This is a genomic window from Myroides odoratus (genome assembly GCF_001549985.1).
Taxonomy (GTDB): Bacteria; Bacteroidota; Bacteroidia; order Flavobacteriales; family Flavobacteriaceae; genus Flavobacterium; species Flavobacterium odoratum_A.
The window spans coordinates 13,461-29,910 of the sequence record NZ_LROZ01000015.1 but is presented as its reverse complement, the minus strand read 5'-3'; the positions used below and the strand labels follow the sequence as shown (position 1 = coordinate 29,910).

The following is a 16,450-nucleotide window of genomic DNA, read 5'->3' as shown; positions in this document are numbered from 1 at the left end:
ATGTCAAATATACTGCTTAATGATAAAAGAGAGTTATTTTAATTTATCTCTAAAATGTGTATTTCATAAATACGGTATTTTAGAAATCTAATAAATTATTTCTCTTTTTATTTTTGTTAAATGTCTCAATTTTTTGTATAAAATCAGTAGCTTTTTCTTTATTTATGATTAATACATTCTCATTTTTTCTACAAAGAAACATTTTAATCAGAGTATTTACCTTTTCAAAGTTTATGGAATTGTTAAAAGTTGAATTCTTTCTCTTATTTAAAGGATAAATTATATCATCTTTCAAATCAATTTTGATTTCGACGGATTCTCTCTTTAATTTTGATATTCCATAATCTTTAATTTCAACAAAGTCATATTTTTTTGAATAGAGTAGTTTTAGTAATACAAAATACTTATTTGTAATCTCAGGAATCTTTATATATGACAAGTTTTTTTCTAATCCCACATTTAAACCTATAGACATGGATATGTGTTTAGGATTATACTTTTTAATAATTTTAAAAAGGATAGTACCACTCTCTCTTTCTCCAAATTTATGTCTAATTAAATAAATATAATGTGTAAACATAATTTGAATTCTAAACAATCTATCTTCATTATCAGGAATGTTCAAAAAAGAATTATTCAAGAATTGAAAATAATCTTTCAACAGCTTATAAACAACAGTATTATTAAAAAACTCTGAATCTATACTTGAATACAAATCTAATACATTGTAAAATGTTGAGTTATTATCATGAAATGCGATATGTTCAAGAAGTATTTTTTGATTCTCTTTTGCATCACAATAAACGAATTGGGCTGCGAAATACTCTTGCAAAGATTTATGTGACCATCTATAATATAACCCATCTTGTGAAAAAATTGGAACTGTTACCACTAAGTCTTTCATTAAGTCAGAAACACTAAAATTGAAATCAGGACATTTATCCTTAGTAGCTTCTATGATTTTGATAAATTCATCTTTATTAAACTCAATTTTATTGTCTTTTTTTAAACAATTGAATGCTAAAACTCTTAGAACTTTATGGAACTCATCTAAAGTAAGTTTTGTATGTTTTTCTCTTTCAAAGGAATCACCTTTAGATAAATCATGACTTTCATATAAAGAATCAAATACTTGTCGGTAAAAATTATGTTTTTCAAAGGGCACTTTTTGCTTGTATTCAAATGCAGCATATAATAGTGAAACAAGAAGTGGTGAATTCAGATATTCTTGAATATTCTCGAATATTTCCGGTTCACTAATTTTAGTAATTAATAATTCTGCTACATCATTATTGTTTCCATATTTTCTAATTAATTCAAATGCCTCATCTTGATCAAGACTTACAATGCTAAATTTATCAAAATTACCAAAAGAAGAAATTGCTTCTTCTGGTCTTGAAGTAAGTACAAATTTATTCCTATTAGATTTTTCAATAAAATTTTGAATTTCATTCGTCACATGCTGTTTTTCTGATAAAAGTATTTCATCATACCCATCTAAGAAAAATATGAAATCTCCTCGTTTTATTAAATCTAAAACTAATTGTTTGTCAACTTCTTCATTAATTGGTGCTAACTGTTCAATTATTTCTTGAACAATATCTTTGTTTTTATTTAACCTCCTTAATTCTATTAAAATGGGAATTCCATAATTGTTTTCTATAATAGAAAGAACAAGCTTCTTCGAAATCGTTGACTTTCCCATTCCAGCGGAATCAGTAATAAGTATTTTATTGCTTATGAATATCTCATCCGTAATTTCATCTAATCTAAATCTTTTAGAATTATCATAACTTTTAATAGTTAATGGAATATAAACATTCTTTAGGAGTATTTTATTCCTTTTAAATGCAACAGTATTAAGTGTAGAGTATTTATCATAACAATCATTGAGATAATCTTTAAAAGTATTGTCAAAGAAATGATCAATTATTTTGGATTTTTTATCATATTTTTTTTTGAAATCTTCAATTTTTGGTTTTAGAAAAGTATCGATGATTATTGTAGAAAAAGGAGCTGCTATAGAAGATATAGTATTGATGGTTTCTAAATTCATGTGTGAAATTTTTTTGTAAAGTTATAGCTAACGGTACTTGGTTTGGCAAAGTACAGGTTTGAATTGAGCGAATGTTAAGTTATGTGAAAATTATTTTATTTTTGATTTAAAATTTCCATACATCTATTTAATACTTCCTGATTATTAATTATTACTATTCCTAGTTTTATTCTTGTCCTAGAAACTATTTGGAATAGCATTTTCGTAGGATGATAGTAAGGATATTTATTATAATTTCTGGTTGACAAATAACCACTTTTATAGTAAAAATGGCTATCTATTACAGCTACAACACTATCAAACTCTTGACCAATTACAGTATGAGCGTTATCTAACTCGTCTTCTAAATTATGCTGTTCATATGGCAAAACATCAACTGTTGATGGAGTATAGTTTATTACTTTCCAACCCTCAGTTCTAAGTTGAATTTGATAATTTTTAGCATCATCATAATTATCAAAATAAAATATTTCAATATTCTCATAATTATGTTTTACTAAAGCTCTCTTTTTACTTAAAAGGCATTGAATAAATGATGCTACTTCTTTATTAGTCCTAATTTTAGTAGTCAACTCAAAAGGTAGAATTGTAGTACTATTTTCAATTTTTTCGACAGCATTATAAACTATTTCTTGCTTTCTTAGTGTTTGTTGTGCGTCGTATGAAAAAATGATATTATTAGTAGTTTTCTTTATTTTTTCAATTAAGAAATTCAATTGAGTAGGACGAATTCTTTGAGCTTCGTCCACAATAATTAGATGATATTTAGAATAGTCTTGATGTACGATATTTTTTGCAGATATTATTGTCCATCCATAATCATTTCTTAGCTGATAGTGTCCATTATTTAGAATACCACAGTGGATTAATATGACTTCTTTTTTGTTTAAAACTTCTTTTGCAACATCATAAGTCAAAAGAGTTTTTCCTGTACCAGCATTTCCTTTGATAGATAATATAGAATAACTTGGTTTAATTAATTCAGCAAGTACAATATTTTTAATCTCTTCTTGTTGTAAAGTTAAAAAATATTTTCCTTTTGTAAATTCAGATGTGGAGTTAAATGGTGAAACTAAGTAATTAGATGGGTTGAAATAACTGTTAATATTTTTTATTTTTAAAACATCTTGTGATACCAGTTCACTGATTAACTGCCTAAAGTTTACCTCTTCTAAATTGTTAGTATTATCAAGAGTATATAGTTTATCGTCATCTGAAACATATGTATAACAAGATATCTTTTTCTTTAAAAAACTTAAATAATAAAGATTTCGCAGTAATTGAGTTTTTATTTTATCTTCAGTACTACTTCTTTTTAATTCAATATTAACTATTGTTTCGTTATCTATTCTTAATAAATCAAATTCCTTTCCAATTTGAGGTATTGAATATCCAATAAAATACTTATCTAATAATTTTGTATTCTTACTAATTGAAGTGAAATTTTGTACAAGCTTATGTAAATCTTTAATTTCACTAACTTTGATTTTGATGTTGTGATATAACAAAAAAGATTCGAATGCTTCCTTATCTAAATTTTTATAAGCACTTAATATTGATAATAGATTAATTTCTTTCATTTTTAGCAGATACTTTTGACATAACTTTTAAATAATTTTTTTTACGAAATAAAATGGAGCATAGTTTCATAAAACTACATCTATATTTCAGATAGCATGCTGTTAATATACTTAGTTTACTGTAAATTAAATAGTCAAAAAGCTAGTCTATTACAGTTATCGAAACTATCCAAATAAAAAATATCTTTTTAAAATATGGATAGCTAAATAATCAAATCAAACATATTAAAATTTTTGTTAATTCTATTACTGAAATCCGTAAACCCCTCAATATTTTGAGTCTATCTACTATTTTAAACCCAAAACTGACGACTTCGGAGTAGTTTTCCAGCCCTCTGCAAGAGCAAGTCGTTTTGAAAAGCGAGAATCTCAATTTCGAGTGCCTCAAAACATAACTTGCTGTAATCTTTCGATTACTAAATCTATCAATTTTACAAAGTAAAATCTATAGTGATTTCATATTAAGAAATTACTCACTATTTGACACTAAAGTGCCAAGTACAACCTTAAAATTCCATTTAAAGTTTTCAAACTGTATATATACTTTCTTTGCTGTAAGATAGTAAAGTAAGTTTTGCAATTGTCTTTGAAATAGTGCCTTAAAGCTGTTTTAAAATGATCTTGGTGTAAAAACGTATTAGTATAATGTTTCTAACAAGCTAAAACTTGCAACTATCCATAATGTAAAATGTAAACCTTTAAAAATGTATAATATGGAAACAGCAAAACAACCATCAAAAAAAGACAGTCAAAAGGAGTTAGTCGATGAAGACTACTTAATGAATATCATGAGTGGTGATATAGAAGTAAAGTCTGTAGAACAAGCTAAGCCAATCGTAGAAGAAAAAGAAGAACCTCTAATCCAAGAAGAAGTAACAAAAGTCAAAGAGAAGAAGCCAAAGAAAGAAATAGCAACTACTAAATACCAAGAGCTTTTTCTAATTAATGAATTTCCTTCATCAAGAGCAGGGAAGGTTGTTTATATCCGACCTGAGTATCACGAAGTATTACTTCGTATAACCCAACTAGCTAAAGAAGAAAAAACAACGCTTTACTCTTATTTAGACAATATCTTAAAGCAACATCTACAGCAGTATAACTCTGAAATTACCCAATATTTTAATGACAAATTCAAACCTATTTTATAATGGAAAAACTTAATCAATTAAGAGAATCAGCTCAAGTACAAACGACTAAGAGTATAGAGAATTATGTAGATACTTTTTTAAAAGAAGTATCTACTAAAGCAAAAGATGGTAAAACGGTCTATATTCGACCTGACTTCCATAAGAAGTTAAACCGTATAGTCCAAGTAATAGGCGAAAATAAGGTATCTGTCTATACTTATATAAACAATCTATTAGAGCATCACTTTAACGAATTCGAACAAGAGATAACCACAAGCTTTAATGAAAAGAACAAACCTATCTTTTAAGTATTTCAATAAAACAATAAAAATGTAAAACTGTAAAGGTGCTTTTACAGTTTTACATCTTAAAATAACAAAGGCACCCTATAAGGTGCCTTCATCTGCAAAAGAGTAGTAACTCTCTGCTGTTATAATTAAATGATCTAAAAGCGTAATATCAAGTATTTTGCTTGCTTCTTTAATCTTTCTTGTAATTTGCCTATCAGCATCACTTGGAGCTAATTTTCCTGACGGATGATTATGTACAATCAAGAATGCTGTAGCATGTGCTTTTAAAAGAGCGGAGAAAATGATTCTTAAATCTACTATTGTACCTGTTATCCCTCCTGAGGAAACTTCTAATACTCCAAGTACTTTATTGTTGTTTGAAAGCATAAGTACTTTAAACTGTTCTAATAATTCGATCTTGTTACTATCCCAAGCTTTTAATGCTATTTGATATGCACTGTAAGAAGATGTAATTTGAGGTCTCTGTGAAGCCTTCACTTTTGATTTGTAAATCAATTCTACTTCTGATGCGATAAGCCATTCTGTGTTTAAAACTGTAGTTTCCATACTATTAAATTTTTAAATTAATTATGGAGCCACAATTGGTAATGGCTTAGCGAGCACAAGAAGCAACGCAATAAAGCGAAGACTTTAGTCAAGCATTTATGGGGGAATTTCTTGTTAGCGAACCGCTAGGCATTGCCTAACTTTGTGCAATTATTAATAAAAATAAAATCTAATAATTCTTTTCTTTTAGTTCTGATTTTCTATGTTTTAATGAGTCTTATCTTTTTAAAGTAGCAATACTTTTATAGAAGATAATTTATCTTTTAAAGTGAATAGTTTACTGATATAGAGCATGATACTTTTAAACAAACCATAAAAGACAAGAATTATGAAAAAAGTAAAATTTTCTTTAGAAGCCCATATGTGGTATGGAGAACCAATCAAGAATCCTTATTATATGTTGTACTGCTTATTTGATGTAGTTCACCCTCCTGAGTTAAAATTGCATCTATCAGAATTAATGAATCATACTCATAAAAGTGAAATTTATCTACAGAAAACCCCTCATATAGTTTTTTTGATCTATTCTTTACTACGTTCGACTGTACGTTGCAGTTATAAGATAGTAAGCAACTCAAAAAAATATTATTCGATAAATCCAATAGACAAATCAGAAGTATCCAAATTAATGACATTTTTGGGCTCACTTTCACAAGATGAGTATTTAAACCCTTATTTAGCATTAGAGAATGTTTTTGAAAAACAATCTGTAGTTAAGTTAGAAACTGATTTATTTGAAATAACACAGTTTGCACTTGGAGACTTTATAGAACCACCATCAATAGAAGTTAATACCTCTTTTATTAGTATAAATAGATTGATAGAGGCATGCTGGTTATTATATCAGAGGGATGAATAATCTGAATAAGCAAAAAAAGGTAGAATACCATCCATAGTAATTCTACCTTTTTTCTACTATATATAGAAACTTATATCTACTTAGTTTGAATCAATTTCTCTAAACGAGCCATCATTTCTTCTTTCTCTTTGAGCATACGCTCATACAAAGCTATTTTTTCTTCGTGAAGCTGAACTATTTTATCAATTGTGTTATTATTAAATACAGGATTATAATTTATCAATCCCTGAGTATCATTAAATGTACTTGAAATAATATTAATAGCTTGTTGTTCATCAAAGTTCTCAATTGCTTCCACTGGTATTTTAAGCACCTTTGATATTTGTTGTAGTAGTGAATTATCAATTACCTCTTTCTGTTCCAAAACAGATATCTTTTTTTGATTCCAATCTTCCCCTAAATCAAAAGCAAGAACTTCTTGTTTGATTCCAAGCATTTCTCTAAAACGCTTTACATTTCTTCCTTGATGTATTTTATGTTCCATAATTAATAGCTGAGTTAAGAAGGCTCAAAGATAAAGCCAATGATTTAAAAAGATTGAAAGGTAAAGTTATAAAAATATCTTGTAAAATATCCCATAATGAGAATATTATACTTCATAAGTAGAATAGTTTACTCTATGAGTTCTATTGAATTTTAATCAAATCAAAAAAACTCAATAATTATGAAAACAACTATTTTATCTATCAACGACTTTTTAAGTAATCAGCTTAAAGAGATTATTGCAAAGTTTCCTTCTGTACTAGAAATTTACTATTGTAGTAATAATATAGAGATGACTTCCTATTTACTTATACACCTAAATAATAGAAGTGATATTGACATTATTGCCAATCGCAAAGGAATTAAAAAACTATTTAAGAACTACGGTATCATAGTATTGTTATTTGATTATGACTCTTTGAAATACAAGTTTAAACATGGTTATCCACTAATAGAGCTTATCTACCAAGAAGAGCATCTAATTTATCTGCAAGAAGAAATTGATTTTACTAAACTCGCTACAAGAAGTTTCAAAGAATTTAATAATCAGTACAATATTTATAAAGAGAGATATTTTCAAGATTATGATCTTTTGAGTTCTGAACTTAATAAGTATAAGTCTTTAGACGCTATTTCAAGTGTATTTCTCCTATACGAGCGTATATTAGAATTACACTTACAATATTTAGAAGAACTATATGTAGGGCATATCAGCCCAATCAATAATCTGCACCAACGAATAAAAGCAATCAGCAAGTTTAATCCAGAGATTGAAAGTTTATTTCTTAAAAGAAATGAAGAGGAATATTACCTTATCGCTTTAATAGGCAGAGTAAAAGAAGCAATCGAAGAGGATAGAGAAGTTTATTACCATGAGTGCTTTGAGGCTTTTAATAATGTTGAAAACACTCTTCATAATTTTGTTCAAGACCGCTTTAAGTCTTTAAAACGTTTAATCAAACACCCAACATCCATTCCTACGACTACAGAGGTAAATTTAGAACTAAATAAGCAAGATACTTTTAATGATATCATCATTGAAAGATGCTTAAATCAAAATCAGCGTATAGAAGAAATTTATCTGTACCAAATGTTAATTCTTGGTAGCCAAACTATTTACTATCTTCTTATCATAGGTGATAAGTTTGCAAATGAACAGATTAAGAATTTGGAATCAAGTTTACAAGATAAGTTTAATAAGCAAACGAACTTTGTTATTATAGCTCATACTAAAATATGGATTCAAACAGAATTATACTGCTCACAAGATTTCTTTGCTGACATCATAAAAAATGAGAACAAGATTTATTCATCTAGTCAACATAATGCATCACTACATTGGTTAGTCCCTCACGAATCCTTATATACTGATCTATATTACTATAATTCTGTTACTAATAATACTGCTAAAGAACTACTCAAAAAACTACAGAAACTAAAAAAGAACCAAGAATGCAAGCAAAGTATTCCTTATCTACTATCACTTTATTTTATGTCATTTTGTAGGACATATATATTAGCTCATTTATCATACTTACCTAATTACTTATCTAGCTATTCTTTATGGTTGCTTTGTGTAAATGTGAATACTGACTTAATTAAGTATCAATACTTATTTGATAAATTCGGTACCAAGTTTTTTTCTTTATTAGATTACTATAGAGTCCTACATCAACGACTTATTAATTTTGATACAGAAAAAACAGAAGTACTATTAGAACTAATTACTCAATTACAAGCTGAATTAAAAATAATTACAAGCACAAGAGAGGTCTAACTCCTCTCTTGTTTTTTATTTATCCATTACATTTAATGTGTTTTCTTTTAATATCTTACATGCAAGACTTAAATCATCTTCAATTTTTAAAATCAAAAGTACCATAAGTACAAGGAGTGTGCGATAATCATCCTTTTGAATTTCTTCATCATGGCTATTCGTTGCATGAACATATTTATTCCTTAACCACAAACCATTACTGAAACGATTGTTTAAATAAAAATCAAAATATTCTTGCTCTGCTGTTGTCAGCAACTTATTCGAAAATTTCACCATTCCTTTTGTGTCTAATAAGACTATCTTTTTTCTAATACTTATAGGTAAGTGCCAATAACTTATGACGTCATAAGTACTAAAAAGAAAAAGAATATAAAAAAACTCTAAATCAATAATTTCTATATTACCTTTCTTCGATTCTCGAATGTAATTTGAATCAAAAAAGTGTTGTAAGTATTCATTTTGAGTAGTATTAAAATCATCCCTAGTCAACGCATAATTTGGGTCTACTAATAGATGAAATAAACTTTGATATTTATCCTTATGCTTTTCATAATTAAACAAATAACTATTCGTACTAAAGAAAGTATGAATAAGTTTATTGTATTCTTCTCCTTTTGGATAAATATACTTATTTTCAAGTATTGATGGTATTGTATTAAACTTTGAGGTTTTAGTACTTACTTGTAAGAGTTCATAATCTACAATATCGTCTTCTACATACAATTTATATTGTTCAAGAATTGATTCAAATTCAGGTACTATTAACCTAATTTTTTCAAGATAAGTTGATGTTGAACTAGGAAGATGTAACTTAAAGTAATTGATATTAAATGTTTGGTTTAAGTAGTTGTTTACGTAATTTTCTATCAAATTTTCAAAACTAATATTTATTGTATCAAGTGCTATTTTGTAAACTTCAAATGATAATAAAGAGTTCATTCTTTTTTCATAAAATGAATGAGATAAAAAGTAATCATTTTTAGAATTGATACCTATAGTAGATTCAAACGTATCAATTTCACGCTTCCTAGCTAATAAATTTATACCTCCTTGCTTATCTAGCAATTCAAAAACCGTTTTAAAATTCTTAAATAGAATAATTTTATCACTATTTTCTAACAGTCTCTTTTTACTATAAGAAATAATCTTTACGTTATTTTTAAATATTACTTTCTTTATCTCTTCCTGATCTTCTGATAATGAAACACCTTTTCGTATATTGATTGAGTAATCACTATCGCGAATATCGTCATTAAGTTTTTTTGAAATTCTTTTTGCTTTAAATTTAATCTTATCAGAGAATTTAAGATGATCCGAATCTTTACTTGACTTGATTAATCTTACATAGTTTAAATTTGCATCTTCATTATCCAGATAATTACATATAATTGCTTCTCGTTTATCTAATGTTAATGATTTAGGAAAAAACATTTCTTTTGGAACTCTATCATGATGTGCTTCGTAGTAATCTAACAAAATTTCTGCATTTTTGGAGTTCTGTATGATATGTGAACTAATTTCTGAATCAAAATGAGTAACAATGTTCTTACAATATAAGACATCTCTCAATGATGTTCTATTGTTTTTTAATAACTCAGTTAAATCCTCATTTGAAAACATTTTGTAAACCCCAGTTTTATTTAGTAGAAGCCAGAATGTTGAATAATAATCGAATCTTATTTTATTGTAGAAAGCTGATATTTTTTCTGTAGTTAATGATCGAAAATACAAACTAATTTCTTCTTTGAAAGTTTTAGTTAGTTTCTTATAATCAATTATTTCTTCATTAGTCCACGTATCATGAACAAAATCGTTGTCCATATAAAGTATGATATGTTGTTTTTCGAGTAAATCATTAATCGTTGTTACTGATGATTGATAAGATTTATTTTTGAAGAATTCATCTATTTGATTTAACATTGAATACGACGCCAAATCGTCTTTAGAGAAAAAAATAATTCTACGCATTATGAATAGCTTTATTATAAGTGGTCTATATCTTATAAAGATAGTATTTAAAATAGAATATTACTTTTAAATCAAAGCTCTTATTACAGTTGAATAATTTATTTATTATAGCCAAAGAGTACATCAATGTTCAAAAGGATATAAACCTTTTGGCAACTACTTTACCTTAGTTGTTTAACCTAAAAAACAACTATCATGGAAAATCAAATCACAAAAGAAGATTTAAGATTGTTTGCACAAACAATCATTGGAGAGCTAAAAGAAATCCTAGCTAAGCAAAACAAAGAGAATTCTCTTGATTGGGTAAAGGCAAAAGTAGCAAGGCAATTACTCAGTATCTCGCCAGCTTCACTACAAACACTACGCATCAGTGGTAAATTGCAGTGTCGCAAAATACTTGGTTCGTATTACTACAACCGCAAAGATATTATGAACCTTTTTAATGAGTAGAAGCTAACTTCTACTCATTAAAAAGGTTGAAAATTGACTCCCTCGAATTCTGTGCTACAAATATGACAGTTGAATTATTATAAAATGTAGAGAATCCAAGGGAGTTTTATTATCCATTTAACTGATTAATAAAAGTAGTTAGCTGAGCTAATTTATCAGGATTTAGATTTTTTAAACTCTCAATTAAGTCTGTGTAACTATCAGCATGTTTATTTGCTTTTATTTCAAGCTTACCTTTTAATTTCTGCATTTCGGTTTTGATAGACTCTTCTTCTGTTAGAGCGTATTCCTCTGTCTGCTTAACAGAGTGATGCCCTAACATTTCTTTTACTACATGAATAGGTACACCATTACCAAGAGTTACAGTACTTCCAAAAGTTCTTCTTGCTTTGTGTGTGTTTAGTTCACTTATTTCACAAAGTGAAGCAATCTCTTTTAAATACTCATTCATCTTTTGATTAGAGCGAACAGGAAGCACTACGTCTTTTCCAATGCAATCAGGATGATCTTTATGTTTTTCCATTATCTCAATAGCTTTTGGAAGTAATGGTATAGTAATATTAGCATCTGTCTTTTGTCTGTTAATTCTAATCCACAGATTACCTTCTTCATCTTTTGTAATATCACTTTTCTTTAGTTGAAATACATCAATATAGGCAAGACCAGTATAACACTGAAAAACAAATACATCTCTTACAGTTGCTAATCGTTCATTGGTAAACTCTTTGTTTTCTAAAATAGATAATTCTTCTTTGCTTAATGGTTTTTTGTTGAGTTTAGTCTTTTTAGGTTTGTATTGTACAAATGGATTAGAAGCAATAATTCCCTTAGCAACTGCTCGTAAAACAATTTTCTTGAAGTTTGAGATATACTTTATAGCTGTGTTATTAGAACACGCTCTAACGGTCTTTAAATAATGCTCATAACCAAGTACAAACTCATAATTGAGTTCTCTAAACTCTATATCTTCTTTACCATATACATAACGAATATATTCAGCTACATGTGATCTTGCTGTAACATACCTTTCATGTGTTCCAATAGCATACTCTTTAGGTACAAGTCTAAAGATTTCATCGTTGTGCTTTTGGAATTCTTCTAAAACTTTAGCTTTACTTGTTCCTTTACCTTGGATATAATCCATAAGCACAGAGGCAGTAATAGGCTCTTCATTACTTAAAAGTTCTAATTTGTACTTGGTAATCTTAGATACGATTGTATCTAAGATGTAGTTTAGAGTTTTAGCATCTTCTTTCGCACCATTAGCACGACCTGCTTTTTGGTTCCATCGGTTGATATCCCATTTATGACTTAGAGAAGTCTCTTTGCGAATACCATCTACCGTGATTCTAAGGTAAACACCTCTTAAATCACTTTTCTCTCTACTCGGTTTGAGAAAGAAATTAATTGATAACTGTTTTTCTAACATAATTCAACTGTTTTAAATATTAATAAATGTCGAATTAAAACGTTCCAAAAACACAGTTTAAAACTCTCTGGCACCCTTTGGCGTCTAGGTTTGCTCAGTTGAAAGGTGCACATTGCTTAGATGTTTTTTTGTGCACCGAATCCCGAATCTTTTTAGGTGCACTTTTGAACAGAATGCGATACCCCTAAAAAAGAAAAAACCTATAATTCATTGAGAATCATAGGTTTTGTGCTTTTTTGATGACTTTTGAAAAAGTTATCTTTTATAAATCAGCGGAGAAAGAGGGATTCGAACCCCCGGACCTGTTACAGTCAACAGTTTTCAAGACTGCCGCANGATTCGAACCCCCGGACCTGTTACAGTCAACAGTTTTCAAGACTGCCGCAATCGACCACTCTGCCATTTCTCCAGTAGTCTGCTTTACTTCTGTATTGCGAGTGCAAATATAGTGCGTTTTTTTAATTATGCAAAAAAGAAAATTCATTTTTTAAATAAAAAATCACACTATACTTCCAACTACTTACTATATCGTTAGTTAATACGTAACGTAATCTGTAATTTCTAAACCATACCCGATCATTCCTACACGTTTTTCTGGCTCAGAGTTCGTCATTAAACGAATATTGGTAATTCCTAAATCATGTAAAATTTGAGCTCCAATACCAAAATCCTTTTCATCTCCTGGTAATTTTGGGGTTTCCATATCTAATTTCCCATTCAATTGATCCTTAATAAAACTCAATCGACGTAACAAACTAATATTTTGTGCATCTTGATTGATGAATAAGATAGCTCCTTTCCCTTCTTCGTTGATTTTAGCAAATGCTGATTCAATACGCACATCCAATTTTCCACTCAATGCATCTAGAATATCATTACTTCCAATCATAGAATTAATACGCGTTAAAACCGCTTCACTTTCATTCCACGTTCCTCTTGTTAAAGCAATATGGATTTGTTTATTTGTAATTTGTTGATAAGCACGTAATCTAAACTTACCGAAACGCGTCTCGATTTCAAAATCTTCTTTCTTGTCAATTAAGCTATCGTGCTTCATACGATAAGCCACCAAAGCTTCAATTGAAATAATTTTTAAATCCCATTTCTTCGCTACTTCCATCAATTGAGGTAAACGAGCCATCGTTCCGTCTTCATTTAAGATTTCAACTAAGATTCCCGCCGATTTAAATCCCGCTAAGCGCGCTAAATCTACTGCTGCTTCTGTATGCCCTGTACGACGTAAAACCCCACCTTGTTTTGCTATCAAAGGGAAAATGTGCCCCGGACGTCCTAAATCTTCCGGCTTTGTTGTATCATCTACCAAAGACAAAATAGTTTTAGCACGGTCTTGCACTGAAATTCCCGTTGTACAGCCATTACCAATTAAATCGATAGACACTGTAAAAGCGGTTTGATGCAATACCGTATTATTTTGAACCATTGGTTTTAAGTCTAATTCCTTACAGCGTTTTTCATTTAATGGCGCACAAATCAAACCACGTCCATGCGTAGCCATGAAATTAATCATCTCTGGTGTTGCCATCTCCGCTGCAGCGATAAAATCCCCTTCATTCTCACGATCTTCATCATCCACGACAATAATTACTTTCCCTGCTCTAATATCTTCTATAGCTTCTTCTATCGTATTTAACTGAATATGATTCGTTGACATAATAAATATATTTTTGTTGTGTGTTATTCTACTGTTTTTTCTTCTTTTCCTGCTTGCTTTTTGGTGAACAATCCTTTAAAGAAATCTCCAACTGTTGAAAAGAATCCCAAGAAATTGACTTCTCCATTATCGCGTGTTGCTTTTAACGTCAAAAAGACTGCCAATGGTGTCAGTACCATTGCACCTGCCCAAGCTCCTAAAATAGGTTGTATCCCATCTTCTTGGGCTAATTTCTTACCAAATGTATTGACAAAGTGATACAAAATAAAGATAATCACAGCAAATACGATTGGCAATCCCAATCCTCCTTTTCGAATAATTGCTCCTAAAGGTGCTCCAATGAAATACATCAAAAAGCAAGAGTATGCGATGACAAATTTTTCATACAACGCCAAGTAATGATCATTTAATTTCTTAATCTGCCCCAATGCTGCCACATCATTTGATTCTGTGTTAAACACAATATTATTAGTATAATCAATAGCTGATTGTAAAATTCTTCCTTGCATGGGTTCAGAAAAACTTGCTAATGCATTTCCTTTTAAATCCACTTCTTTCTCTTGAATAGAATCTTTTGTAGTATCCGTCGTAGATGTAACTACAGTCTTTTTGTAATTATATGGATTGTAAATGCCATTATAGCGAAGTAACATATTTTCCATATTTGAGTTTCTATCGCTGATTAAAGACGTTTCCAAAGAATCAATCGTATAGGTTAATTCTCTGATATTCAACATATGATATGTGTTTTTAATCTCTTCCTTTTCAGCTCCATCATCTTGTAAAGCGCCCAAATCAATATTCATCGTATACTTTTCAAAAGCCACCTTCGTAAAAGGTTTTTTACGCATTTGAGCTGTAGATTTAGGAACAACATCCTCATAATAGTTCCCATCAAACAAATGCAATTGCAAAATATTAGACGAATTGTCTGAAGCTAATTCACCATCTACAGAACGAATAACAGCTTTATTATCATAACCTGATGCTGATTTAATATGCATGGTTACATTTTCTAAATACTGTCCCTTATCTCCTGTTTTCTTATCTACTTTAATATTAATCGCACCTACATCATTAAACTGTCCCGCTGCAATTGCCATCGCAGGTTTAGTTTGCAAAATTTCCTTTCGCATATTGATAAAGCGATATTCCGCTTTTGGAATAACATCATTCGCGAACCAAAATGAAATTAAAGCTAGTATAGCAATAAAAATAGACAACGGCTGCATCGCTCTTTTCAATGAAATTCCCGATGCTTTCATCGCAGCAAACTCGTAGTGTTCTGCAAAATTCCCAAACGTCATAATCGACGCTAATAAAACCGATAAGGGCAAAACCAACGGAATCATTTTAGGGGAATAAAACAGTAAGAACTGTACAATGATAAAAAAATCTAAATCCTTTCCAGCCAATTCAGTAATAAACAACCAAATTCCCTGTAAAATAAAGATAAAGTAAAGAATGATAAACACTGTAAACAGTGTCGATACAAAAGAGGTTAGTATATAGCGATCAAGTATTTTCACGAAGTGGAATTAATCTATGTTATTGATGTAATAATTTGAATAATCTGCGCTTGTAAAGGTAAAATGATTTTTCGACAAACTTTGGTTAGTTTTAAAAGATTTAACCGTCAAGACTGACTTCGAACCATTTTTATTTACTTGAATTTTAGTATAAATCTGCTTTGTTGCATGATCTACACCAACCAATACTTCTTTGATTCCAGATTTCTTATCTAGTGGAATCAATTTAATGTACTGAATTTCTTTACCTTTCACATTTTGCAAGATATCCCATTGCAAATCATATCCTTCTTTATAGAACGTCAATATTTGTAAAGGCAATGCATTGTCAATCTTTTTGGGATCGTATTTCGAAACGGTTACTTCTTTATCTTCATCACTAATGGTATAGATTTTTTTCCCATCGAAAATACGCGTCATGTCCATAAAGGTCAAGCGATATAAATTATCTTTCAAATCGATATGCCCATCCGTTTCTTGATTGATATCACCTGATTTCCCATCAATTTGCGTATAGTGAAAATCAATAGAGATGGTTGTATAGCTTGCTATTTTCTTATTTACTTCATCTAAATAATTTTTAGCACGTTGACTACTCTGTCCATACGTTAGCGCTGTACTACAAATTAATAAAAGACATACTATTTTTTTCATGTTTACTCT

The 16,450-nt window shown here is 29.4% G+C and carries 14 protein-coding genes and 1 tRNA gene; 5 read left to right on the top strand and 10 right to left on the bottom strand.

Annotation, left to right across the window (positions count from 1 at the left end):
- Window positions 1-79 precede the first annotated feature (79 nt).
- Together AWV75_RS13920 and AWV75_RS13915 are read right to left on the bottom strand one after the other, a co-directional pair.
- Window positions 80-2,056: an NACHT domain-containing protein gene (locus tag AWV75_RS13920; RefSeq protein WP_060874953.1), complete on the bottom strand. Its 1,977-nt coding sequence runs from the start codon at window positions 2,054-2,056 to the stop codon at window positions 80-82.
- Between the two features lie 95 nt (window positions 2,057-2,151).
- Window positions 2,152-3,636, bottom strand: coding sequence for a DNA/RNA helicase domain-containing protein (locus AWV75_RS13915; protein ID WP_060874952.1), 1,485 nt, complete (start codon window positions 3,634-3,636; stop codon window positions 2,152-2,154).
- Between the two features lie 713 nt (window positions 3,637-4,349).
- On the opposite strand from AWV75_RS13915, the gene AWV75_RS13910 reads away from it, so the two are divergent.
- Both AWV75_RS13910 and AWV75_RS13905 read left to right on the top strand, forming a co-directional pair.
- On the top strand, window positions 4,350-4,784 hold the full coding sequence (locus AWV75_RS13910; RefSeq protein ID WP_082711091.1) for a DUF3408 domain-containing protein: 435 nt from the start codon (window positions 4,350-4,352) through the stop codon (window positions 4,782-4,784).
- Window positions 4,784-5,071 carry a DUF3408 domain-containing protein gene (locus AWV75_RS13905; RefSeq protein WP_060874951.1) on the top strand — a complete coding sequence of 96 codons (288 nt, stop codon included), beginning with the start codon at window positions 4,784-4,786 and terminating at the stop codon, window positions 5,069-5,071. The genes AWV75_RS13910 and AWV75_RS13905 overlap by 1 nt, the downstream gene beginning before the upstream one ends.
- A gap of 78 nt (window positions 5,072-5,149) precedes the next feature.
- Here the strand turns inward: AWV75_RS13905 and AWV75_RS13900 are convergent, their stop codons facing one another.
- Window positions 5,150-5,620 (bottom strand): JAB domain-containing protein, encoded by a 471-nt coding sequence (locus AWV75_RS13900; protein ID WP_060874950.1) that lies wholly within the window; start codon window positions 5,618-5,620, stop codon window positions 5,150-5,152.
- 328 nt (window positions 5,621-5,948) lie between these two features.
- On the opposite strand from AWV75_RS13900, the gene AWV75_RS13895 reads away from it, so the two are divergent.
- A complete protein-coding gene (locus AWV75_RS13895) occupies window positions 5,949-6,479 on the top strand; it encodes a hypothetical protein (protein ID WP_060874949.1) in 531 nt (176 codons plus the stop codon).
- A gap of 76 nt (window positions 6,480-6,555) precedes the next feature.
- Here the strand turns inward: AWV75_RS13895 and AWV75_RS13890 are convergent, their stop codons facing one another.
- Complete coding sequence (locus AWV75_RS13890) at window positions 6,556-6,963, bottom strand: helix-turn-helix domain-containing protein (RefSeq protein WP_060874948.1); 408 nt, start codon at window positions 6,961-6,963, stop codon at window positions 6,556-6,558.
- 180 nt (window positions 6,964-7,143) lie between these two features.
- On the opposite strand from AWV75_RS13890, the gene AWV75_RS13885 reads away from it, so the two are divergent.
- A complete protein-coding gene (locus AWV75_RS13885; RefSeq protein ID WP_060874947.1) occupies window positions 7,144-8,739 on the top strand; it encodes a hypothetical protein in 1,596 nt (531 codons plus the stop codon).
- 15 nt (window positions 8,740-8,754) lie between these two features.
- Here the strand turns inward: AWV75_RS13885 and AWV75_RS13880 are convergent, their stop codons facing one another.
- Window positions 8,755-10,707 carry a hypothetical protein gene (locus AWV75_RS13880; protein ID WP_060874946.1) on the bottom strand — a complete coding sequence of 651 codons (1,953 nt, stop codon included), beginning with the start codon at window positions 10,705-10,707 and terminating at the stop codon, window positions 8,755-8,757.
- 195 nt (window positions 10,708-10,902) lie between these two features.
- Here AWV75_RS13880 and AWV75_RS13875 point away from each other — a divergent pair, with 195 nt between their 5' ends.
- Window positions 10,903-11,157: a DNA-binding protein gene (locus tag AWV75_RS13875; protein WP_060874945.1), complete on the top strand. Its 255-nt coding sequence runs from the start codon at window positions 10,903-10,905 to the stop codon at window positions 11,155-11,157.
- A gap of 109 nt (window positions 11,158-11,266) precedes the next feature.
- On the opposite strand, the gene AWV75_RS13870 is transcribed toward AWV75_RS13875, so the two are convergent.
- From AWV75_RS13870 to AWV75_RS13850, 5 genes are all read right to left on the bottom strand, one after another.
- Complete coding sequence (locus AWV75_RS13870) at window positions 11,267-12,586, bottom strand: site-specific integrase (protein ID WP_060874944.1); 1,320 nt, start codon at window positions 12,584-12,586, stop codon at window positions 11,267-11,269.
- Between the two features lie 273 nt (window positions 12,587-12,859).
- Window positions 12,860-12,995 (bottom strand) — tRNA-OTHER (locus AWV75_RS18770).
- Between the two features lie 126 nt (window positions 12,996-13,121).
- Window positions 13,122-14,258 (bottom strand): 3,4-dihydroxy-2-butanone-4-phosphate synthase, encoded by a 1,137-nt coding sequence (gene ribB, locus AWV75_RS13860; RefSeq protein ID WP_060874942.1) that lies wholly within the window; start codon window positions 14,256-14,258, stop codon window positions 13,122-13,124.
- A gap of 23 nt (window positions 14,259-14,281) precedes the next feature.
- Window positions 14,282-15,787: an LptF/LptG family permease gene (locus tag AWV75_RS13855; protein WP_060874941.1), complete on the bottom strand. Its 1,506-nt coding sequence runs from the start codon at window positions 15,785-15,787 to the stop codon at window positions 14,282-14,284.
- Between the two features lie 9 nt (window positions 15,788-15,796).
- Window positions 15,797-16,441, bottom strand: coding sequence for a LolA family protein (locus tag AWV75_RS13850; protein WP_060874940.1), 645 nt, complete (start codon window positions 16,439-16,441; stop codon window positions 15,797-15,799).
- Window positions 16,442-16,450 lie beyond the last annotated feature (9 nt).

Excerpts from the sequence above, each read along its gene's own strand:
- AWV75_RS13920 (WP_060874953.1), bottom strand. The coding sequence starts at position 2,056 with ATGAATTTAGAAACCATCAATACTATATCTTCTATAGCAGCTCCTTTT.
- AWV75_RS13915 (WP_060874952.1), bottom strand. The coding sequence starts at position 3,636 with ATGAAAGAAATTAATCTATTATCAATATTAAGTGCTTATAAAAATTTA.
- AWV75_RS13910 (WP_082711091.1), top strand. The coding sequence starts at position 4,350 with ATGGAAACAGCAAAACAACCATCAAAAAAAGACAGTCAAAAGGAGTTA.
- AWV75_RS13905 (WP_060874951.1), top strand. The coding sequence starts at position 4,784 with ATGGAAAAACTTAATCAATTAAGAGAATCAGCTCAAGTACAAACGACT.
- AWV75_RS13900 (WP_060874950.1), bottom strand. The coding sequence starts at position 5,620 with ATGGAAACTACAGTTTTAAACACAGAATGGCTTATCGCATCAGAAGTA.
- AWV75_RS13895 (WP_060874949.1), top strand. The coding sequence starts at position 5,949 with ATGAAAAAAGTAAAATTTTCTTTAGAAGCCCATATGTGGTATGGAGAA.
- AWV75_RS13890 (WP_060874948.1), bottom strand. The coding sequence starts at position 6,963 with ATGGAACATAAAATACATCAAGGAAGAAATGTAAAGCGTTTTAGAGAA.
- AWV75_RS13885 (WP_060874947.1), top strand. The coding sequence starts at position 7,144 with ATGAAAACAACTATTTTATCTATCAACGACTTTTTAAGTAATCAGCTT.
- AWV75_RS13880 (WP_060874946.1), bottom strand. The coding sequence starts at position 10,707 with ATGCGTAGAATTATTTTTTTCTCTAAAGACGATTTGGCGTCGTATTCA.
- AWV75_RS13875 (WP_060874945.1), top strand. The coding sequence starts at position 10,903 with ATGGAAAATCAAATCACAAAAGAAGATTTAAGATTGTTTGCACAAACA.
- AWV75_RS13870 (WP_060874944.1), bottom strand. The coding sequence starts at position 12,586 with ATGTTAGAAAAACAGTTATCAATTAATTTCTTTCTCAAACCGAGTAGA.
- ribB (WP_060874942.1), bottom strand. The coding sequence starts at position 14,258 with ATGTCAACGAATCATATTCAGTTAAATACGATAGAAGAAGCTATAGAA.
- AWV75_RS13850 (WP_060874940.1), bottom strand. The coding sequence starts at position 16,441 with ATGAAAAAAATAGTATGTCTTTTATTAATTTGTAGTACAGCGCTAACG.